General features: G+C 69.6%; 19 protein-coding genes, 1 rRNA gene and 1 pseudogene. 9 read left to right on the forward strand and 12 right to left on the reverse strand.

Annotated features, from left to right (window positions below):
* Window positions 1-38: 38 nt before the first annotated feature.
* The 8 genes from U9R90_RS21265 to rrf all read right to left on the reverse strand — a co-directional run bounded on the left by U9R90_RS21265 (window position 39) and on the right by rrf (window position 7,586).
* The gene (locus U9R90_RS21265; protein WP_411058242.1) at window positions 39-785 is read right to left on the reverse strand and encodes a MerR family transcriptional regulator; all 747 of its coding nucleotides are present in this window, start codon (window positions 783-785) and stop codon (window positions 39-41) included.
* 44 nt (window positions 786-829) lie between these two features.
* Window positions 830-1,732 carry an FHA domain-containing protein gene (locus tag U9R90_RS21270; protein WP_411058243.1) on the reverse strand — a complete coding sequence of 301 codons (903 nt, stop codon included), beginning with the start codon at window positions 1,730-1,732 and terminating at the stop codon, window positions 830-832.
* A gap of 270 nt (window positions 1,733-2,002) precedes the next feature.
* Complete coding sequence (locus U9R90_RS21275; protein WP_411058244.1) at window positions 2,003-2,791, reverse strand: DUF881 domain-containing protein; 789 nt, start codon at window positions 2,789-2,791, stop codon at window positions 2,003-2,005.
* 5 nt (window positions 2,792-2,796) lie between these two features.
* Complete coding sequence (locus U9R90_RS21280; protein WP_411058245.1) at window positions 2,797-3,129, reverse strand: small basic family protein; 333 nt, start codon at window positions 3,127-3,129, stop codon at window positions 2,797-2,799.
* Window positions 3,126-4,016 carry a DUF881 domain-containing protein gene (locus tag U9R90_RS21285; RefSeq protein WP_411058246.1) on the reverse strand — a complete coding sequence of 297 codons (891 nt, stop codon included), beginning with the start codon at window positions 4,014-4,016 and terminating at the stop codon, window positions 3,126-3,128. The genes U9R90_RS21280 and U9R90_RS21285 overlap by 4 nt, the downstream gene beginning before the upstream one ends.
* A gap of 97 nt (window positions 4,017-4,113) precedes the next feature.
* Window positions 4,114-6,609 carry a sugar phosphate nucleotidyltransferase gene (locus U9R90_RS21290; RefSeq protein WP_411058247.1) on the reverse strand — a complete coding sequence of 832 codons (2,496 nt, stop codon included), beginning with the start codon at window positions 6,607-6,609 and terminating at the stop codon, window positions 4,114-4,116.
* A gap of 118 nt (window positions 6,610-6,727) precedes the next feature.
* On the reverse strand, window positions 6,728-7,336 hold the full coding sequence (locus U9R90_RS21295) for a CDP-alcohol phosphatidyltransferase family protein (protein WP_411058248.1): 609 nt from the start codon (window positions 7,334-7,336) through the stop codon (window positions 6,728-6,730).
* Window positions 7,337-7,493: 157 nt separating this feature from the next.
* Window positions 7,494-7,586 (reverse strand): 5S ribosomal RNA (gene rrf / locus U9R90_RS21300).
* Between the two features lie 374 nt (window positions 7,587-7,960).
* Here rrf and U9R90_RS21305 point away from each other — a divergent pair.
* Window positions 7,961-8,410 (forward strand): PTS glucose transporter subunit IIA, encoded by a 450-nt coding sequence (locus tag U9R90_RS21305; RefSeq protein ID WP_411058249.1) that lies wholly within the window; start codon window positions 7,961-7,963, stop codon window positions 8,408-8,410.
* A gap of 84 nt (window positions 8,411-8,494) precedes the next feature.
* Window positions 8,495-10,165 (forward strand): phosphoenolpyruvate--protein phosphotransferase, encoded by a 1,671-nt coding sequence (gene ptsP / locus U9R90_RS21310; protein ID WP_411058250.1) that lies wholly within the window; start codon window positions 8,495-8,497, stop codon window positions 10,163-10,165.
* A 72-nt stretch (window positions 10,166-10,237) separates the two neighbouring features.
* Here ptsP and U9R90_RS21315 read toward each other — a convergent pair whose 3' ends face one another.
* A complete protein-coding gene (locus U9R90_RS21315) occupies window positions 10,238-11,137 on the reverse strand; it encodes a hypothetical protein (protein WP_411058251.1) in 900 nt (299 codons plus the stop codon).
* Window positions 11,138-11,211: 74 nt separating this feature from the next.
* Window positions 11,212-13,194, reverse strand: coding sequence for an acetoacetate--CoA ligase (locus tag U9R90_RS21320; protein ID WP_411058252.1), 1,983 nt, complete (start codon window positions 13,192-13,194; stop codon window positions 11,212-11,214).
* Between the two features lie 199 nt (window positions 13,195-13,393).
* Here U9R90_RS21320 and U9R90_RS21325 point away from each other — a divergent pair.
* Window positions 13,394-13,723, forward strand: a pseudogene (locus U9R90_RS21325) (glycosyl hydrolase); the annotation flags it as partial.
* Between the two features lie 26 nt (window positions 13,724-13,749).
* Window positions 13,750-13,896 carry a hypothetical protein gene (locus U9R90_RS21330; protein ID WP_411059844.1) on the forward strand — a complete coding sequence of 49 codons (147 nt, stop codon included), beginning with the start codon at window positions 13,750-13,752 and terminating at the stop codon, window positions 13,894-13,896.
* A 47-nt stretch (window positions 13,897-13,943) separates the two neighbouring features.
* Here U9R90_RS21330 and U9R90_RS21335 read toward each other — a convergent pair whose 3' ends face one another.
* Window positions 13,944-14,489, reverse strand: coding sequence for an NUDIX domain-containing protein (locus U9R90_RS21335; protein WP_411058253.1), 546 nt, complete (start codon window positions 14,487-14,489; stop codon window positions 13,944-13,946).
* Window positions 14,490-14,619: 130 nt separating this feature from the next.
* Here U9R90_RS21335 and U9R90_RS21340 point away from each other — a divergent pair, with 130 nt between their 5' ends.
* On the forward strand, window positions 14,620-15,150 hold the full coding sequence (locus tag U9R90_RS21340) for a hypothetical protein (RefSeq protein ID WP_411058254.1): 531 nt from the start codon (window positions 14,620-14,622) through the stop codon (window positions 15,148-15,150).
* Between the two features lie 29 nt (window positions 15,151-15,179).
* On the opposite strand, the gene U9R90_RS21345 is transcribed toward U9R90_RS21340, so the two are convergent.
* Window positions 15,180-15,995: a M15 family metallopeptidase gene (locus U9R90_RS21345; protein WP_411058255.1), complete on the reverse strand. Its 816-nt coding sequence runs from the start codon at window positions 15,993-15,995 to the stop codon at window positions 15,180-15,182.
* 253 nt (window positions 15,996-16,248) lie between these two features.
* Between U9R90_RS21345 and U9R90_RS21350 the strand changes: the two genes are divergently transcribed.
* The 4 genes from U9R90_RS21350 (at window position 16,249) to U9R90_RS21365 (ending at window position 20,813) form a co-directional block, all read left to right on the forward strand.
* Window positions 16,249-16,695, forward strand: a complete 447-nt coding sequence (locus U9R90_RS21350) for a Zn-ribbon domain-containing OB-fold protein (protein WP_411058256.1) — start codon at window positions 16,249-16,251, stop codon at window positions 16,693-16,695.
* A 5-nt stretch (window positions 16,696-16,700) separates the two neighbouring features.
* Window positions 16,701-17,891 (forward strand): lipid-transfer protein, encoded by a 1,191-nt coding sequence (locus tag U9R90_RS21355; RefSeq protein ID WP_411059762.1) that lies wholly within the window; start codon window positions 16,701-16,703, stop codon window positions 17,889-17,891.
* Between the two features lie 170 nt (window positions 17,892-18,061).
* The gene (locus U9R90_RS21360; protein ID WP_411058257.1) at window positions 18,062-19,714 is read left to right on the forward strand and encodes an EAL domain-containing protein; all 1,653 of its coding nucleotides are present in this window, start codon (window positions 18,062-18,064) and stop codon (window positions 19,712-19,714) included.
* Between the two features lie 358 nt (window positions 19,715-20,072).
* Window positions 20,073-20,813, forward strand: a complete 741-nt coding sequence (locus U9R90_RS21365) for an MIP/aquaporin family protein (protein WP_411058258.1) — start codon at window positions 20,073-20,075, stop codon at window positions 20,811-20,813.
* The last annotated feature ends 11 nt before the right edge of the window (window positions 20,814-20,824 follow it).

Here is a 20,824-nt window from a genome sequence, read left to right on the forward strand (position 1 = left end):
CGTGCCTGGCAGGTTTGGGTAGTCGGGCACGTTCCCGGTCAGTACGGGCGGGCCCTGAGCGCGGTCTGTACGAGCGCCGCGTGCAGCCTGGCGGTGAGCCCCGCGAGCTCCTGGACGCGGGCCTCCGCATGGGCCCTGGTCTGCGGATTACGGTGTCGGCGCAGCGGCGACACGACCTGGTCGACCAGTCCGGCCTCCCGCTCGGCCGAGCCTTTCATGGCGCGCAGATGCCGCGGTTCGATGCCAAAACTTCCGAGCTCGGCGACGAGTTTGGCGATCTGCACGGCCTCGATGTCGTACCCGCCGTCGGCCAGGGGCGTGATGAGGCCGTAGGCCTCCCACTCGTCGAGTTCCCGTTCGCTGACCTGCGCCGCCGCCAGGAGCTCGGCTCTGCCGACCCGGGCGACCACCTGGGCGTCGGCCCCGTAGGCCTCCTCGCCCGGGCCGTACGGCGCGCTCTGCTGCCCCACAGAGGGCAGCGGAGCCTGCTCTCCGCGCTCCAGCGCGTCCAGGTGCTCCCGGATCACCTTCAGCGGCAGATAGTGGTCACGCTGCATTCTCAAGACCTGAGCGAGCCGCTCGACGTCCTCAGGGCTGAATTTCCGGTACCCGGACGGTGTGCGCTGCGGTTCGACCAGCCCCTCGGACTCCAGGAAGCGAATCTTGGAGATGGAGACCTCGGGGAATTCGTCGCGCAGCAGGTTCAGCACCGTGCCGATGCTCACCAGCCGACCGTCCGCGGTGGCGGTGCCGTCGCCGGCACCGCCCCTCGGTGTGTGAAGCATGGACCTTCCCTGGGGGGGTCCCCCGGACAGAGTCTGGGGGAGGGTCAGATGCCCCGCTGGCTCGCGTAGAAGACCAGCCGGTACTTGCCGATCTGCACCTCGTCACCGTTGGAGAGGGCGACCGAGTCGATCCGCTCACGGTTGACGTACGTGCCGTTGAGGCTGCCGACGTCGGCGACGGTGAACACACCGTCGGCGCCGCGGCGGAACTCCACATGGCGACGCGACACAGTCACGTCGTCCAGGAAGATGTCACTCTGCGGATGACGCCCCGCGGTGGTCAGCTCGCCGTCCAGCAGGAACCGGCTGCCGGAGTTCGGACCGCGACGGACCACCAGCAGCGCGGAGCCGAGCGGCAGCGCGTCCACGGCCGCTTGGGCCTCCGGCGAGAGCGTGGGGATCAGGGTCTGCCCGGTGGCCTCCGCCTCATAGGCCTCAAGGCCCGAGATGGAGATCGTGGACGTCGTCTCCGAAGGCCGCTCAGCCGCCGCTCCGGCGCGCAGCGGCGCTCCACAGTTGGAGCAGAACCGGCTGGCCTCGGCGTTGCGGTTTCCGCACCTCGTACACACCAAGGCGGACATGGATGGATCCTCCTGCCGCGGCTGCCCCGCGGGGGCATGGGATGCGTAAGGGTCGGAGGTCAACCCTCCACCCGTACTTGAGGGTGACGGTTCTCCGAAACCTATGCGGCCGGACGCGGCAGGGTCAACAGAAGATGCACCCTGACCGCCCGAAATGCCACCGCCTGGCCCATTGACCTCATCACGGAACAGCGGGCGCTCCGCCCCCTGCTCCTCGGCCTCCGCATTGCGCGGTGCGCGGTGCCGGGCAGCATTGCCGCCGTCTTCGCGTGCGCTCTTGCCGAACAACTTCGCAAACAACTTCACGGGCGATTCCCCTTGACCGAAACAGACCCGCCCGTGGGGCAGGACGAACCCTGATTGCACACACCGGTCGACCCGGACACCTTCACAACGTCCGCATCCACCGGACAGTTTCCACCACGCGGCACTCTTCTGGTGCGCCGACCCCCCGCAACGTCCCGCGCAGGACTCACCGCCCCCATCCACCCCCGCCTCACTGGGAAGACGACCGAGCGTAGTCAGGACGATTCGCCCGTCGCAAGGCATCTACGACGATCTTCTCCTCACGGGCCACAGAGACCGTGGCNCCCGCAACGTCCCGCGCAGGACTCACCGCCCCCATCCACCCCCGCCTCACTGGGAAGACGACCGAGCGTAGTCAGGACGATTCGCCCGTCGCAAGGCATCTACGACGATCTTCTCCTCACGGGCCACAGAGACCGTGGCCTGCTCCTTCTGCAGCGTCTGCACCACACCTCCCGGAATGTTCAACGCCGGCTCGATGTCCTCGGGCTTCCCGATGACCTTGAAACGGTACGGCGCACTGATCTTGCGGCCGTCGACGCGCACCCCGTCGTCCGCGTCCGCGAGATAGGTACCGGCCACCACTCTGACGTCATTGATCTGGATCGCCTCCGCACCAGCCGCGCGCAGCTCCTGGATCGCGTCGAGCAGCGTGTCCGCCTCGACCGAGCCCGTGGGGTCGCTGATGGTGAGGGTGATGCCGGGCCCCTGCGCCGCGACCGTGCCCGCCAGCACGCCAAGCTGCCGCTCCTTCTCAGCCGTCTGCTTACGCGCCTCCTCGGCCTGGTCCGAACTGGTCTCCAGCTCGGTCCGCTGCCCTTCGAGGCGCTGCTTCTCGTCCTCAAGACGCTGAGTGCGGTTGTCCAGTTCATCGAGGATGCGTACAAGATCTTCTTGCCGCGCGCCACGCAGCGCACTGCTCTCGCTGGTCGAGCGCACCTGGATGGCCAACCCGAGGCCGAGCACGAACAGCAGGAGCGCCACGATGAGTTGCGCCCGGGACAGCCGCGGCGGCCACAGGCCCTTCAGCAGCCGCTGGCGGCCCGTGAGCTGCTCCCCGGGCTCCCCGGGCTCTCCGGCGTCCGTCGCGCCCTGGACGACTGGTTCTTCGCTGTTCATCGGCCTCACGCCCGGAACACATGCCGACGAATGGCGGCAGCGTTGGAGAAGATCCGGATACCGAGCACCACCACCACGCCCGTGGACAGCTGTGCGCCGACCCCCAACTCGTCGCCCAGGAACACGATCAGCGCGGCCACCACCACGTTCGACAGGAAGGACACGACGAAGACCTTGTCGTCGAAGATGCCGTCCAGCATCGCGCGCAGGCCGCCGAAGACCGCGTCGAGTGCCGCGACGACGGCGATCGGAAGATACGGCACGACCGCCACGGGAACCTCGGGCCGGACCAACAGTCCGACCACGACTCCCACGACGAGGCCCAGTACGGCGATCACGATGTGCCCTTTCCTGCCTTCGGCTCTGCGTTACGTACGATCAAGCTCGGCGCAGCGGGCAGCCGTACGTCCTTCTCGACAGAGATGCGGGACGTGATCCCGAAGTTGCCCTTCAGCGCCTGCAGATAGCGCCCGTCCGCGCTCTGCCGGAACTTCGTGCGCATCGTCTGCCCGTCCCCGATCGCGAGCACGGTGTACGGGGGCACCAGGGGCTTGTTGTCGACCAGTATCGCGTCACCGGCCGCCCTGATCGCCGAGAGCGCCGTCAGCCGCTGCCCGTTGATGGCGATAGCCTCCGCGCCCGACTGCCACAGCCCGTTGACGACCCGCTGCATGTCGCGGTCGCGCACGCGGCCGTTGTCGGAGAAGCCGGTGCTCGTACGGGGCCCACCGCCACCCTGGTCGGTCCCCTCAGCGTCGTCCACGACCAGTTCGACGCCGGGCCCGTGTACGCCCGTGGCACCGGACAGCAGGGCCACCAACTCGCCCTGGTCACCACCGTGCTCCTGGAGGGCATCCCGCTGGCGCTTACCCACATCGGCACGCAGTGTGTCGATGTCGTCCTCGATCCGGTCGGCCTTCGCGGTCTCCCGCTCGATCCGGTCGATCAGTTCCTGTCGCTCCTTGGCCACCACAGGCGCCGCTATCCGGGCCTGCGTCGCTCCCACCGTCACCACCAGCGCGGCCAGCACCAGTCCCGCCGCGAGGCCCAGCTTGGCCCGCAGGGTACGCGGCAGGCCACCGTCGCCCAGGGCCTGCTTGCGCGCCGCCGCTTCGGCGTACCCCTCGTCGAGGCTGTGGTCCATCACATTGGTCAGCAGCGACATCGAAGCGTCGGGACGCACGGGTGGCGAAGCGGTGCTCCGATCGGGGTGCTGCTGCGGCATGCCGCACATCGTCGCACGTCGCAGGCGATACCTCCGAATGGCCCACCGGCGCGCCGGGCAGCGGCGGCGCGAGCCGCTGCCCGGCAGCGTACGGGAGTCAGCGCCCCGCGCTGTCCACCACGACCGACCACTCGTCGAGCAGCGCCTGCGCGGACGTGTCGTCGGGCCCTTCGGCCCACAGATGGGTGACGGCCTCCGCCGGGTCGGGAAGCACCATCACCCAGCGTCCGTCCGCCTCCACCACCCGTACACCGTCGGTGGTGTCCACGAACCGGTCCCCCGCCGCCTCCACGACCCGCCGCATGACGAGTCCCTTCACCGCCCAGGGCGTCGCCAGATCCCGACGCAGCACATGGGCGCGCGGGATACGGGCGTCGATCTGACTGAGCGTGAGCTGCGTCCGGGCCACAAGGCCGATCAGCCGTACAAAGGCGGCAGTGCCGTCGAAGACGCTGCTGAACTCGGGGATGATGAACCCACCGCGGCCGTCGCCACCGAAGATCGTCGAATCGCCCCGACCCACGCGCGTCAGATCATCCGGCGACGTCGTCGTCCACTCGACCTGCGTCCCGTGGTACGCCGCCACCTGCTCGGCGACCCGCGTCGTCGTCACCGGCAGCGCCACCCGCCCACTGCGCCGCTCCGCGGCGACCAGGTCGAGCATCACCAGCAGGGCACGGTCGTCCTCGACGATCCGCCCCTTCTCGTCGACCAGGGACAGCCGCTCGCCCACGGGGTCGAACCGCACGCCGAACGCCGCCCGCGCCGAGGCCACCATCTCGCCCAGCCGCACCAGACCGGAGCGCCGCGTATCCGCGGTTTCGGTGGGCCTCGCCTCGTCCAGGCCGGGATTCATGGTCAGCGCCTCGACACCGAGCCGCCCCAGAAGGCTGGGCAGCACCAGACCGGCGCTGCCGTTCGAGGCATCGACGACCACCTTGAGCTCGGACTCCTGAATCCCTGCGGTGTCCACGTTGCGCAGCAGTGAGCCGGTGTACGAGTCGAAGACACTGGAGGGGAAGCGCAGGTCCCCGATCTCCCCGGGGAAGGCACGGCGGTACTCCTGCCGCGCGTACACCCGGTCCAGCTTCCGCTGCCCGGCCTGCGAGAGGTCGGCTCCACTCCCGTCGAAGAACATGATGTCGACGGAGTCCGGCACCCCGGGCGTCGTACGGATCATGATTCCGCCGGCACTGCCTCGCGCCGTCTGCTGCCTGGCCACCGGCAGCGGTACGTTCTCCAGGTCCCGTACGTCGATCGCGCTGGTCTGCAGCGCGGAGATGACCGCCCGCTTCAGGGCGCGCGCCCCACGGGAGTGATCCCGGGCCGTGGTGACGGTCGCACCCTTCTTCAGCGTCGTCGCATACGCACCCGCCAGCCGTACGACGAGCTCCGGCGTGATCTCCACGTTGAGGATGCCGGACACCCCGCGGGCGCCGAAGAGATGCGCCTGCCCTCTGGACTCCCAGATCACCGAGGTGTTGACGAACGCACCGGCCTCGATCGTCTTGAACGGGTAGACCCGCACGTTGCCCTGGATAATCGATTCCTCACCGACGAGGCACTCGTCGCCGATGACGGCGCCGTCCTCGATTCGGGCGGCACGCATGATGTCCGTGTTCTTGCCGACGACGCAGCCGCGCAGATTGCTCTGCGGGCCGATGTAGACGTTGTCGTGCACCACAGCCCGGTGCAGGAAGGCCCCGCTTTTCACGACGACGTTGGAGCCCACGACGGTGTGCTCCCTGATCTCGGCACCAGCCTCGATCTTCGCGTAGTCACCGATGTAGAGCGGTCCTCGCAGCACGGCGTCCGGATGCACCTCGGCGCCTTCCGCCACCCACACACCGGGCGAGATCTCGAACCCGTCGAGCTCGACATCGACCTTGCCCTCAAGCACGTCGGCCTGAGCCTTCACATAGCTCTCGTGCGTGCCGACATCCTCCCAGTAGCCCTCGGCGACATAGCCGTAGATCGGCTTGCCTTCCTTCATCAGCTGCGGGAAGACATCACCGGACCAGTCGACTGACACATCCGGGTCGACATAGTCAAAGACCTCCGGCTCCATCACATAGATGCCGGTGTTCACGGTGTCCGAGAACACCTGTCCCCACGTGGGCTTCTCCAGGAACCGCTCGACCTTGCCGTCCTCGTCGACAATCGTGATCCCGAATTCCAGGGGGTTGGGAACACGCGTCAGACAAACGGTGACAAGCGCGCCCTTCTCCTTGTGGAACCTGATGAGGTCGGTGAGGTCGAAGTCGGTCAGAGCGTCGCCAGAAATGACGAGGAACGCGTCGTCCTTGAGTGCTTCCTCCGCGTTCTTCACACTGCCGGCTGTGCCGAGTGGCTTCTCCTCATTGGCATAGGTGAGCTCCATTCCGAGCTCTTCCCCGTCCCCGAAGTAGTTCTTGACGAGTGACGCCAGAAACTGGACGGTTACGACGGTCTCACTGAGCCCATGCCGCTTGAGCAGCCGTAGCACATGCTCCATGATCGGCCGGTTGGCCACGGGGAGCAGCGGTTTGGGCATGCTCGAGGTCATGGGGCGAAGGCGGGTGCCTTCACCGCCAGCCATCACGACGGCCTTCATGTCGGAAGCGTCCTCCTTGAAAGAGACGACGGATTTGCCGACTTAGCCCGTCCGGATAGCCCTGCTCAGCTCAGGTGGCAGGCCACCAGCCGTTCTACGGCCACCGAAATCGGGGGGCTCAATCGGCCGTGGCGTCCGCCCGGGCAAGCCGACGGACCTGAACCACGTAGAGGATCCCTGCCCACCAGTACAGCGTTGTACCCCATCCGGCGAACGCCCATCCGAAAATAGCAGCGAGTGTCGCGATCCATCCACTTCCGTCACTAAGGAGCAGCAGCGGGAAGGCGTACATCAGGTTGAATGTGGCAGCTTTGCCCAGGAAGTTCACCTGCGGCGGTGGATAGCCATGCCGCCTGAGGATGCCCACCATCACCAGCAACAGCAGCTCACGCGCCAACAACAGCCCCGTCAGCCAAAGGGGGAGAATCTCCCGCCAGGTCAGTCCGACGAGTGTGGAGAGGATGTACAGCCGGTCGGCGGCAGGGTCGAGAAGCCGCCCCAGACTGCTGATCTGGTTCCAGCGCCGCGCGAGCTTCCCGTCGAGATAGTCGCTGACACCGCTGAACATCAGGACAAGCAGAGCCCACACGTCATGGTTGGCCCCACCGAACACCGGGCTAAGGATCAACCACAGGAAGACCGGCACACCGACCAGGCGCGCCATGCTGAGGATGTTGGGGATGGTGAGGACCCGGTCGGTCTGAACACGGGTCTCCTGGACCTCCACCCGGGGGCCTCCTGTGGAAAGTGGCAACGGTACCCCCTGACTTTACCCGCCGCACCCGTCACCGAGTACACGGGGGTCGGCGTCGGGCACAACGCAAAATAGCCCCGGCCCCCGAGTGAAAACTCGGGAGCCGGGGCTCAAATTTAGTTCGGCGGCGTCCTACTCTCCCACAGGGTCCCCCCTGCAGTACCATCGGCGCTGTAAGGCTTAGCTTCCGGGTTCGGAATGTAACCGGGCGTTTCCCTCACGNCTTCCTTTGTACTCACCCAGTTTCCTGGGCTTTCCTCCGGGCGCTTCCCTTCGGTGTTCCAAACACTATCAGGACTTTTTCCGCTTCCTGACCACGGTCCTGCAGGCATGCAGAAGCCGAATCCAGGGATAGGATCGAGCAGATAGGTGCTGCCGGGGCCTCGCGCTTGGTTGCGCGGTGCGGCCTCAGGCAGGAGTCCGACAGTACAACGCCCGTGGAGGCGACGCAAATCGTTTCCGGTGCGTCGCTACGTCTGCCAACGGGGAGCAGCCGTAGGGAACCGGGACTTCTTATGACTTACTCTTCTGCACAGTGCGTCGTCCAGGACAGGTAGTGACGGCGCGTATGACTCTCCACCCCTGGGAGGCTCCCCTATGACAACTGTGACGTCCCCACTCCGTGGGCGCGCCATCGGGCTTGCTGAAGTGCCCGACCCGGTCTTCTCCGGTGCGATGGTCGGCCCCGGTACGGCGATTGATCCCGCGCGCGAGGCTTCGGAGGCCGTTGCGCCCGTTGACGGCATCGTTGTCTCGCTGCACCCCCATGCCTTCGTCGTCGTCGACGAGCAGGGACACGGGGTGCTCACGCACCTGGGCATCGACACCGTCCAGCTCAACGGCGAGGGCTTTGAGCTGCTCGTCAACAAGGGTGACACCGTGCAGCGCGGCCAGGCCGTGGTGCGCTGGGACCCCGCCGCTGTCGAAGCGGCCGGGAAGTCGCCGGTATGTCCGATCGTGGCGCTCGAGGCCACGGCTGAATCCCTCTCCGACGTCGTAGAGGACAGCGATGTGAAGGCCGGAGACGCGCTCTTCAACTGGAGCTGACGCCCGCGCCGCGGAGCGCGGCAGCGGCAGGTACGACATCCATCGCGACGGTTGGGTCCGTCGCATCTATCGGAGACGGGTGAAATGGAGACAACGCTGCGAGGCGTCGGTGTGAGCCACGGTGTGGCCATCGGCGAGGTTCGACACATGGGCACCGCGGTACTCGAGCCGCCGGCCAAGCAGATTCCCGCGGAGGAGGCTGAGCGCGAACAGGGGCGTGCTCGGCAGGCAGTCGAAGCTGTGGCGGCCGACCTCAACGCGCGCGGCAATCTGGCCGGTGGCGAGGCGCAGCATGTGCTTGAGGCCCAGGCGATGATCGCCCAGGACCCGGAGCTCATGGCCGACGTCGACCGTCGGATCGCCGTCGGGAGCACGGCGGAGCGCGGGGTGTACGACGCGTTCTCGCACTACCGGGAACTGCTGGCCGGTGCCGGTGAGTACATGGCCGGGCGCGTCGCGGACCTCGACGACGTGCGGAACCGGATCGTGGCACGGCTGCTGGGTGTGCCGATGCCCGGTGTGCCGGACAGCGACGAGCCGTATGTGCTGATCGCGCGGGACCTTGCTCCGGCCGACACGGCGCTGCTCGATCCGACGCTGGTGCTCGGATTCGTGACCGAGGAGGGCGGGCCGACCAGCCACTCCGCGATTCTGGCGCGGGCGCTCGGGGTGCCCGCGGTGGTGGCGCTGCCGGGTGCGACTGAGCTGGCCGAGGGCACGGTGATCGCCGTGGACGGCAGCACCGGGGACATCTTCGTGGACCCGAGCCCCGAGAAGCGGGACGAGCTGACCCGGGCCGCGGAGGCGCGCAAGGCCGCGCTCGCGGCGTCGACCGGTCCCGGTGCCACCTCCGACGGCCACAAGGTGCCGCTGCTGGCCAATGTCGGCGGTCCCGCCGATGTGCCCGCGGCGGCCGAGGCGGGTGCCGAGGGCGTCGGCCTGTTCCGTACCGAGTTCCTCTTCCTGGACGACAGCACCAAGGCTCCGTCCGAGGAGAAGCAGGTCGAGGCGTACCGGAAGGTGCTTGAGGCCTTCCCCGAGGGCCGGGTCGTCGTGCGGGTCCTCGATGCCGGTGCGGACAAGCCGCTGGACTTCCTGACACCGGCCGACGAGCCGAACCCGGCGCTGGGTGTGCGGGGGCTCCGCACCCTGCTTGACCACCCTGAGGTGCTGCGCACACAGCTGACCTCGCTGGCCAAGGCTGTCGAGGGCCTGCCGGTGTATCTCGAGGTCATGGCGCCGATGGTGGCCGACCGGACCGACGCCAAGGCGTTCGCGGACGCGTGCCGCGAGGCCGGGCTGCGGGCGAAGTTCGGTGCGATGGTGGAGATTCCGTCCGCCGCGCTGCGGGCGCGTTCGATCCTGCAGGAGGTCGAGTTCCTGTCGCTGGGCACCAATGACCTGGCGCAGTACACCTTCGCCGCCGACCGGCAGGTCGGTGCGGTGTCGCGGCTGCAGGACCCGTGGCAGCCCGCGCTGCTCGACCTGGTGGCGGCTTCGGCCGAGGCCGCCAAGGCCGAGGGCAAGAGCTGCGGTGTGTGTGGTGAGGCTGCCGCCGATCCGCTGCTCGCGTGTGTGCTGACGGGGCTCGGGGTCACCTCGCTGTCGATGGGCTCCGCGTCGATTCCGTATGTGCGGGCCACGCTGGCCAAGTACACCCTCGCCCAGTGCGAGCGGGCCGCTGCCGCGGCGCGTGCCGCGGACACCGCGGACGAGGCACGGGCGGCCGCGCAGGCTGTGCTGTCCGGCGAGTGATCCGGGGCTGATCGGTTCCGAGGGGCGTCCCACCCGTGTGGTGGGGCGCCCCTTTTGGTGTGGTGACGGCGTTCAGTGCGGGTGTTCCTCCTCGTCGGGGCTCAGGTCGGGTGGACTGACGTATTCGACGCCGGACTCGGGTGGGACGGGTTCTCCGGTGTGGCTGTCGGTGCAGTAGGCGTCGAACACCTCGGCTGCGGTGAGCGGGAGCAGTCGCTGGTTCCTGAGGCGCCAGCCGCAGACCTGGTCGGCCTGGCCGGGGTTGCTGGTGCGCAGGACGATGCCGCCGTGGCTGCCGGTGGCGATGCCTGCCGCGAGGAGCAGGGAGAAGTCCGCGGTCGCGGCTTCGTCGAGCAGGGCCTTGCCCGTGTCCGTGGTGTCCGCGCGTAGCGCTGCCAGGAGGGGGTCGGTGTCGAGCGAGACGCTGCACACGAGGTGGTGGCTGCCGCTGGTGGCCGTGTCCAGTACGCGGGTCAGCAGGTGCACGGCCCGGGCGAAGGCGGCCTGGCCGATGTCCTCGCCGCAGTCGGCGCAGGCACCGATGTCGGCGAGCAGTGTCTCGGCGTACTCGCGGGTGGACTGGCGGAGGGCTTCGTCGATGAGGTCGGGGACCAGGTCGCGCAGCGGCCTTCCGTCGTAGGGGATGGCGGGGCCTTCGGCGGCGAGGCGGGCGGTGAAGCGGCTCCGGGCGGCGGAGGTGTCGGGGTCGATGCCGCTGTCGGTGCAGAACTCCTCGTATTCCACCGGGTCGAAGAGTGCGACGGTGGTGTGCCGGCCCTGCGAGGCGAGTGATCTGAGGACTTTCTCTGCCTCGCGCAGATAGGTCGTGTGGTCGTCGAAGGTGAAGGTGCGGTAGCGGCGCATCGCCGCGAAGTCCTCCTCGTCGGCCAATAGGCCGAGGGTACCGGCGACTTCGCGGCGCAGCGTGCGTCGCATGGTGTCGTGCTTTGTGTTGTGGTTGGCGCGTGTCATGTCTCCCCCTGAGCGCAGTCGATCAGTGCTCACTCACCGTAACCACGAGCACTGACAGTGAGGGGGTGGGCGGGTCAGCGGCGGTCGCGGGCGAGGTCCGCGTAGAAGCGCAGCAGTTCGAGGTTGTCGACCGAACCGGGGTTCACGGCCTTCTCCAGTGGGGTGCCCTGGAGCAGGCGCTTGACCGGGACTTCGATGCGCTTTCCGGTGAGGGTGTGCGGGACTCCGGGTGCCTCGATGATCTCGTCGGGGACGTGGCGTGGGGAGAGCTGCTCGCGGATCGTCTGCTTGATGCGCGTACGCAGGGCGTCGTCGAGTACGGCGCCGGGTGCGAGGTGGACGAAGAGCGGCATCCAGTAGCCGCCGTCGGGTTCTTCGACGCCGATGACGAGGGATTCGCGGATCTCGGGGAGTCGCTCGACGGCTTCGTAGATGTCGGCGGAGCCCATGCGGACGCCCTGGCGGTTGAGGGTGGAGTCGGAGCGGCCGTGGATGACGACGGAGCCGCGGGAGGTGAGGGTGATCCAGTCGCCGTGGCGCCAGACGCCGGGGTAGGTGTCGAAGTAGCTGTCGTGGTAGCGGGTGCCGTCGGGGTCGTTCCAGAAACGGATCGGCATGGACGGCATGGGGTTGGTGACGACCAGTTCGCCGACCTCGTCGATGAGCGGCTTGCCCTGGGGGTCCCACGCCTGGAGGTCCGTGCCGAGGCAGGGTGCCTGAAGCTCGCCGATGTGGACCGGGAGGGTGGGGACCGCTCCCGCGAAGCAGGAGCAGACGTCGGTGCCGCCGCTGACGGACGCGATCCACAGGGGGTCCGTGCGGTCGGCGAACGCGTCGTGGAGCCAGCGGAAGCCGTCGGGCGGGAGCGGGGAGCCGGTGGTGGCCACGCACTGGATGCGGGACAGGTCGTGGTCGTGGGCGGGGCGGACGCCGGCCTTGCGGCAGGCCATGACGTAGGCCGCCGATGTGCCGAAGAGGGTGGCGCCGGTGAGTTCCGCGATGCGCCACTGGGCGTCGGTGTCCGGGTAGCCGGGGCTGCCGTCGTACAGGACGCCCGTGGTGCCGGTGAGCAGGCCGGAGACGAGGAAGTTCCACATCATCCAGCCGGTGGAGGTGTACCAGAAGAAGCGGTCGTCGGGGCCGAGGTCGCAGTGCAGGCCGATCTGCTTGAAGTGCTCCAGGAGGATGCCGCCCTGGGACTGGACGATCGCCTTGGGCAGGCCGGTCGTACCGGAGGAGTAGAGCACCCACAGGGGGTGGTCGAACGGGAGGTCCTCGAAGACGGGGGTGCTGTCTGCCGAGGTGAGGGCCGACCAGTCGAGGGCGCCTTCCGGGGCCTCGGTGCCGAGGAGGGGGATGTGCACCACGGCGCGCAGGGTGGGCAGTTCGCGGCGCAGTTCGGCGACGGTGTCGCGGCGGTCGTGCTCCTTGCCGCCGTAGCGGTAGCCGTCGACCGTGAACAGGACGACGGGTTCCACCTGCTGGAAGCGGTCCAGGACGCTGCGGGCGCCGAAGTCGGGGGCGCAGGAGGTCCAGACGGCGCCGACGGCGGCGGTGGCGAGGAAGGCGGTGACGGCCTGCGGGATGTTGGGGAGGTAGCCGCTGACGCGGTCTCCGGGGCGTACGCCGAGCGCGCGCAGCTCGGCGGCGAGGGAGCCGACCTGGCGGCGCAGTTCGGACCAGGTGACGGCCTGCGGGGCCTGGGCCTCGTCCGCGTACAGCAGCGCTGGGGCGTCGGGGCGGTCGGCGGCGGCGCGCAGGGCGTGTTCGGCGTAGTTGAGGGTGGCGCCGGGGAACCACTGGGCGCCCGGCATGGAGCGGTCGGCCAGGACGCGCTCGTACGGGGTGGAGAAGCGGACGTCGAACCAGTCGGCGATGGCCTGCCAGAAGGTTTCGAGTTCGTCGACGGACCAGCGGTGCAGGGCCGCGTAGCCGCCTGCGGCGGGCGCGCCGTACCGCTCGGCCGCCCAGGTCTGGAAGCGGGTGATCGCGGCCCCGTCGATGCGCGCCCGGTCGGGCTGCCAGAGGGGGTGCGGCTGCGGTGCGGCGGTGGACACGGGGCGGCTCCAAGCTGTACGCGGTGTGTGCGTTCGGGCACGCGCACGTGCGGGGTGTGCGCGTGACACGGCTGACCAGGACGATGCCATGTGATCGACTCGTACACCAGAGTGTGTCGCCCGAGAGGTCCGGTCGGTGCGGGTGAACGGGAGCTGAACGGACTGCGCGGCACGCACGCGTGGTGGCAGGGTGAGGCCTATGGACGGTCGTGACCTGGTGCGTTCGGTGAAGGCGGTCAGCTTGGTGGGCGCGGGGCAGGGACTGCGGGCTGTGCGGTCTGCGTGGCGCAGGCGGCGTACGGACGCGGCCGCGCTGGCGTCGAGGGGTGCGGAGCGTGCGCGGGTTCCCGGGGCGGTGACCAGTGTCGAGCCGCGGCCCGGGGGCGGTGTGGTGCGTTTCGCGCGCTCTGAGCTGCGGGTGTCGGTCACGGGGGGCGGGGCGGTCTTCTGGGGCTGGGACGGTGCGGGGCCCGAGCCCTCGTACGCGCTGGTGGACGGGGAGCCCGAACCCGATCCGCGGGCGCAGCTCNACGGGGGCGTACTGGTGGCGGGCTGGTGGTGCGTGATGCCGGGGACGGCTGGGAGCGGCCCGAGATCGAGCGGTACAGCACGCGGTGGGAGCGGGGGCGGGTGGTGGTCGAGCGAGAGGACGAGGCTGGCCCGGTGAAGGTCGAAGGGGTGGTGCGGGTGCGCGGGTTGTAGGGGGCTGCGGCTCAGGTGGGCGGCTCAGGTGGTTGGCCGTACGCGGATCACCGGGCCGCGCGTCCGTAGCGCCCCTCGAACCAGGCGCGTACCGCGAGCGTGTGCAGCGGGAAGCCCAGCACCTCCGGCTCGTGGAGCACATGCCAGCCGTCGGTCTCCTTGGTGGGGACGGAGGCGGGCAGTTCCTCGATCGGCCGTTCGGGGAGCAGCCCGAAGATCAGCAGGTGGCCGTCGGGCGAGCTGAGCGCGTCGGCGAGCTGCACGTCGTCGGCCGCCGCCTCGATGCCGGTCTCCTCCGCCAGTTCGCGGACCACGGCGCGGCGCCAGTCCTCGCGGTGGTCGACGAAGCCGCCGGGCAGGGCCACCGTGCCGCGGGCCGGGGCGATCGTACGGGTGATGACGGCAAGACCGGTGCCGTGGTGGTCGCGTACGGGCAGCAGCGCGACGGCGACCGGCAGGGGGTTGCGGTAGGTCACGTCACCGCAGGCGGCGCAGGTGCGGGGCCAGCCGGAGACGGTGCCGTAGGGTGCGCCGCAGCTCGAACAGTGCGAGTCCTTCGGGGTCTTGGCGGTGTCGCGCGTCGGTTCGGGCATCCGGGGACTGTATCCGATCACGGGGCCCACTGCCGTGGTCACAGTCCCTGCCATCATCGCGCACGGCGTCGCTCACGGGGCCTTCGGGGGCCCCGTAAAGCGACGGTAAACCCAGGCATACGCTGCGGGCATGAGCGAGCGAAGAGCGCTACTGCGGCGCATACGTGTGTGGCTGGTCATCTTTATCGTCGGCCTGGTGCTGAGCGGGCTGACGGCGTTCCCTCTGGTCACCGAGTTGCGGTGGGCCCATGACGCGCTGACGTCCTGGGCGGCGCCTGTCGCCGATGCCTTCCCGGGGCTCCTGGAGTGGATCGAGCGTGTTCGCAACGGCCTCGACGCCACCGAGTCGCAGTACCCCTTCATGCTGTACGGCACCGACTGGCTGGCCTTCGCTCATCTCGTCATCGCTGTCGCCTTCTACGGGCCGTACCGCGATCCCGTACGCAACATCTGGGTCATCGAGTTCGGCATGATCGCCTGTGCCGGAATCATCCCGCTCGCACTCATCTGCGGACCGATCCGGGGGATTCCCTTCTGGTGGATGGTGATCGACATGTCGTTCGGGGTGTTCGGGGTGATTCCGCTGCTGGCCGTACGGCGCATGATCAAGCGCTTGGAGGGGCTGGACCGGGCTCTTGCCGAGGAGCGCGTGCCCGCGTAGTTCATGTGAGCCAGGGGTACGCGACTGGTTCACGTGAGCGAGCGGTACGCGACGGGGAAGTCGAAGTAGGTGTCGGGGAACGGCTCGCCCTGGTGGGTGAAGTGCCACCACTCCTCGGGGAGGTTGTGGAATCCGACGTCGGCCAGTGTGTCCTTCAGCAGGTCGCGGTTGGCGCGCTGCTCGGCGGTGATGCGCGGGTCGTCCGTGTGCGACAAGGTGTCGAAGCAGTCGAAGCCGGTGCCGGTGTCCACGGCGTTGTCCGGGAAGCGCTCGTCCTGGGGTGCGTAGCACGGTACGAGGGGTTCGCCTGGACGGTAGGGGCGGGTGGGCTTGGCAGGGAGCTTCACGAGGGTGAGGTCGACGGTGGAGCCGCGACTGTGGCCGGACTTCTCCGCGATGTAACCGTCCTCGAAGAGGCGTGACTTGTCGACTTGTGGATAGAACTCCTGCTTCATGCGCTCGTCGTCGAGGTCCTTGGCCCAGCGGACGAAGTGGTTGACGGCGCGCTGCGGCCGGTAGCAGTCGTACACCTTCAGCGAGTAGCCCTGGCGCAGCAGTTCGCGCTGCGCCAGGCGCAGGGCCTCGGCCGACTGGCGGGTCAGGATGCACAGGGGCTGGCGGTAGCCGTCGATGCGTTCCCCGACGAAGTTGTGCGGGGTGAAGTAGCGCATCTCCTGGATGATGGTCCGGTCCACGGACCGCAGAGCCACGAACTCCTCGGGCGCCTTGGGTTCGGGTGCGGGGGCGGTCGCCTGCGCCGGCGCGGCGGTCGCGGTCGCGGTGAGGGTGAGCAGGGCGGAGGCGGCGACGACCAGGGCGCGCAGTGTGGCGGGGAGTCTTCTCATACCTTGCTCTTGTACCAGGGCGTGCTGGTTTCCATGCACGGTTCAGTGGTGACGACATGCACGGTCGAGTGGTGGCGAGGAGGCCGCACCACCCCCGTGGATCCGGCCTCCCCCGTGTCTGGGCTGACGCACGCGGGCCGTACCGGGTTCAGTCAAGTGACTCTCCCAGAACGATAGTTGAGGGATCTCGCGGGATCGACGACACCGTGGCACACTTCTGACGTTCCGTCAGATTCGATGTCGGGGAGGGGCCATGTCGCGTACGCGGACACCTGTGGTGGCCGATTGGTTCACCGGCGAGGGGGTCGGCTTTCGGCTGCTGGGGACGCGGTGTGCGGGGTGCGGGTCCGTCTTCTTTCCTCGTGAGGACGCGTTCTGCCGCAACCCCGACTGCGCGGGCACCGAGCTCGTAGAGGTGCCGTTGTCGCGGCGGGGGCGGGTCTGGTCGTACACCGACGGGCGCTACCGGCCGCCCGCGCCCTATGTCTCCGACCCCGAGCGGGAGTGGGAGCCGTACACGCTGGTCGCCGTGGAGCTGGCGGCCGAGCGGACGGTGGTGCTCGGGCAGGCGGCGCCTGGGGTGACGCCCGCGGAGCTGGCGGTCGGCATGGAGGTCGAGGTCGTGCCCGGGGTGCTCGACGAGGATGCGGAGACGACCTGGGTGACGTGGCACTTCCGGCCGGTGGGCGGCGCGTCATGAGCGGGCTGACGCGGGATGTCGCCGTACTGGGTGCGGGGATGCATCCGTGGGGTAAGTGGGGGCGGAGTTTCGTCGAGTACGGCGTCGTGGCGGCGCGTGCCGCGCTCGCCGACGCGGGGGTGGACTGGCGGGACGTCCAGGCCGTCGTCGGGGCCGACACCGTGCGTGGCGGCTATCCGGGGTACGTCGCCGGGGCGACCTTCGCCAAGGCGCTCGGGTGGCAGGGCGCGCGGGTGACCAGCGTGTACGCGGCGTGTGCCTCCGGGGCGCAGGCGGTCAGCGCGGCCCGGGCGCAGATCCTCTCGGGGCTCGCGGATGTCGTGCTCGTGGTGGGCGCGGACGCGGCGCCCAAGGGGTTCTTCCGGCCCGCGGGCGGTGACCGGCCCGATGACCCGGACTGGCTGCGCTACCGGGTACTCGGGGCGACCAACCCCGCGTACTTCGGGCTCTACGCACGCCGTCGGATGGCCCTGCACGGCGACACGCTCGACGATTTCGCCCAGGTCAAGGTCAAGAACTCGGCCTGCGGAGCGCTCAACCCGAACGCCCGCTACCGCAAGAAGGTCGGCGCCGACGAGGTTTCCGCGTCCGCCGTCGTCGCCGATCCGCTGCGGCTGCTCGACATCTGTGCCACCTCGGACGGCGCCGCGGCCCTGGTGCTCTCCAGCATGGACTTCGCGCGTCGGCACGGGGTCACGGAGCCGGTCAGGGTCCGGGCGGTCTCCACCGTCACGCCGCGGTATCCGCAGACCGTGCTGGATCTCCCGGACATCGCTACGGACTCGGCGGCCGCGGTGCCGCCGCCGCCCGAGACCTTCCGCGCCTCGATCGCGCGGGCCGCCTACGAGGAGGCGGGGATCGGGCCCGACGACCTGTCGCTCGCGGAGGTGTACGACCTGTCGACGTCGCTGGAGCTCCAGTGGTACGAGGAGCTGGGGCTGTGCGCCGAGGGCGAGGGCGCCAAGCTGCTGCGCGAGGGGGCGACATCGCCGGGCGGGCGTATCCCGGTGAACACCAGCGGTGGGCTGGCCTCCTTCGGGGAGGCCGTTCCGGCCCAGGCGATCGCCCAGGTCTGCGAGTTGACCTGGCAGTTGCGGGGCGCGGCGGGACAGCGGCAGGTGCCTGGTGCGCGGGTGGGCATCACCGCGAACCAGGGGTTGTTCGGGCACGGGTCGGCGGTGATCGTCGTACGCTGAGAGCGTGCGGCGAGAGTGCGTGCCGGGCGTCGGGGCGCAGGCGGGGGTTCAAAAGACAGGCTCAGCCGTTCCGCCATCCGGTGGTACGCAGCGTGACCAGTCGAGAAGCATGCGTGAACAGCTCATGAACTGGGCGCTGGTCGCCTGTGCGGAGGCGCCATCATGCTGCCGTGGCCCCCAGGACCGACTCTCTGCGCTTCGCCTTCCAGCCTGTCGTCAACCTGACGACCTCAGCCGTGGCCGCGCTGGAGATACTCGCCCGCCCGGAGGCGGGGGACATCGTCGCCGAGGCACGCCGCGACCCCGAGCTCGACGGCAGGCTCGCCGCGTTCGCGGTGCGTGCCGCGGCGCGCCAGGAGACGCTGCTGCCGCTGCATGTCAACGTCTTCGCCGCGACGGTCGCCGACCTCGGCGGGCTCGCCGTGCTGCGGGACGCCGTCCGCGAGGTGGGCCGGCTGCCGTGGGAGATCACCGTCGATCTCGGGCCGCCGTTCACCCACGTACCCCACGCGGCCCTGCTGGAGGCGGTCGACGTGCTGCGGCGCGACGGGTTCCGGATCTGTGCGGACGGGGTCGGGGACGGTGATCTGCCGCTGCGGCTGCTGGTCGACCTGGCGCCTGAGCTGGTCAAGCTGGATGCCTCGCTGCTGGCCAGGGAGGCGGCCGTACGGGCGATGCGGACGTGGTGCGAGCACTCCGGTGCGCTGCTCGCCGTGGAGGGCGTGGAGACCGAGCGGCAGTGCGCGGTGGCGCGGGCGGCCGGTGCGCAGCTGGCGCAGGGGGAGCTGTTCGCGCCGCCCACCCGGCGGCCCGTCGCGGATGTGTACGTTCCGGCCCAGGCGCCCGGGCAGGCGGCCGCCGTACGGTCGGGCCCGCCCGTACGGCAGTTCGTACGGCCCGCCGTGCTGCTGCCCGTGTCCGCTTCGGCCGGACAGGTGCGGGAGCTGCTCATCGGCTCCCCCGAGGTGTCGGGGGTGATCCTGGTGGACGCGGGCGGCAGACCGGTGCGCGCGGTGGACCGGGACCGCTTCCTGCTGCCCCTGTCGGGCCGCTACGGGCACGCGCTGTACGCCGACCGGCCCGCGGTCAGGCTCGCCGACGCGCCGCGCACCGTAGGCGCCGACGCCACCGCCTGGGAGGTGCTCGACGTGGTGGCGGACGGCGCGCCCCGCCGCAGCGGTGACGATGTCGCCGTACTGGACCCCGACGGGCGGTGTGTGGGCGTGGTGCGGCTCGCCGATGTCGTACGGGCGCTGTCGGAGAGCCGCGTCGAGGAGGCGGCCGGGCTGAACCCGCTGACCCGGCTGCCCGGCTCGGATGCGGTCACCCGCGAGGTGGACCGGTGGATCGGCCAGGGGCGGCACTTCGCGCTCAGCTGGCTGGACGTCGACGACTTCAAGCAGGTCAACGATGGTGCGGGCTTCGCCGCGGGCGACGAGCTGATCCGCAGCGTGGGCGGCGCGCTGCAGTGGGCCGCGTCCGGGTCGACGCGGGTCGGGCACATCGGCGGCGACGACTTCCTGGTGCTGGCGGAGCCGGGCGCGCTGGACGCGCTCGCCGCGGCGGTGCTCGATCTGCCCTGGTCGGCGGGCGGACGGCCGGTCACGCTGTCGCTGGCGACCGTGGACTGCCCGCCCGGCGGCGTCCACGACCACCAGCAGGCCGCCGCGTGTCTGGCGCCGCTGAAGCGGGCCGCGAAGTCGCTGCGCGGCATGAGCTGGGTGCTGGGCCGGGCCGGGGTGCCAGGGCACCGGATCAGGCGCGGCACGGGCGGCGCGCCCGCGGGCGCCGGTTGCGGTACGGGAGGGCGGGACGTTGACTAGAGAGGATGTTGGTCGGGCGAGACACCGGTTCTGAGTGGGGCGCGGGTTGCGGGGAGGTTGGCCACGGAGCCGTTGGTCAACCACCTCGGTCCGCGACCTTGACGCTCCATCAGTGCCGGTGAACACTTCCGGGTGTCAGTCGGCATCGCCGCACCTAGGCACCATGCGGAAGTACGCCGCTCAGGGTCCCCGCCTGCGTAAAGGGTCATCCCCACGGGCGATTCGGCTGCGACGGCACGCTCGTCACGGACGCCGGGCGGGGCGCGGTTCTCCCCTGCCTCCGGTGATGTAGGTACGGGAGCGCATCCCGCACGGAGGACCGGGGAGCCACGCCCCGGCCGAGGGCCTAGGAGCCGCCATGAGTAACGGAGACATTTTCGTCGGCGAAGTCATCGGCACCGCGATCCTGATTCTGTTCGGCGCCGGTGTGGTGGCCGGCGTACTGCTCAACAGATCCAAGTCGAAGGACTCCGGCTGGATCGTCATCGCGTTCGGCTGGGGCTTCGCTGTGCTCGCCGGTGCCTACACCTCGGCGCCGCTGTCCGGTGGACACATCAACCCGGCCGTCACCCTGGGCTTCGCCATCGAGGGGACCACCGAGTGGTCCAAGGTGCCCATCTACGTGGGCGGGCAGCTGGTCGGTGCCTTCCTCGGCGCCGTGCTGGCCTGGCTGGTCTACTACGGGCAGTTCGAGCTCAACCGCGACGAGAAGCTCCGGATGGAGACGCTGGGGATCTTCTCGACCCGGCCCGAGATCAACAACCCGGTCCAGAACCTCATCACGGAGATCATCGCCACGGTCGGTCTCGTGCTGCCCATTCTGGCGCTCGTCGGCGGAGACAAGCATGTCGCGGGCATCGGGGACGCGGGTCTGCCCGTCCTGCTGATCGCCCTGCTCGTCGTCGGGATCGGCCTCTCGCTCGGCGGGCCGACCGGATACGCCATCAACCCGGCCCGTGACCTCGGGCCCCGGATCGCCCACGCGCTGCTCCCGATTCCGTTCAAGGGGACGTCCGACTGGCGCTACGCGTGGATTCCCGTGGCCGGTCCGCTGATCGGCGGCGCGCTCGGGGCACTGATCTACATCGCAGCCTTCTGACGCCTTCCGAA

The organism is Streptomyces sp. E11-3 (assembly GCF_046540415.1).
Taxonomy (GTDB): Bacteria; Actinomycetota; Actinomycetes; order Streptomycetales; family Streptomycetaceae; genus Streptomyces.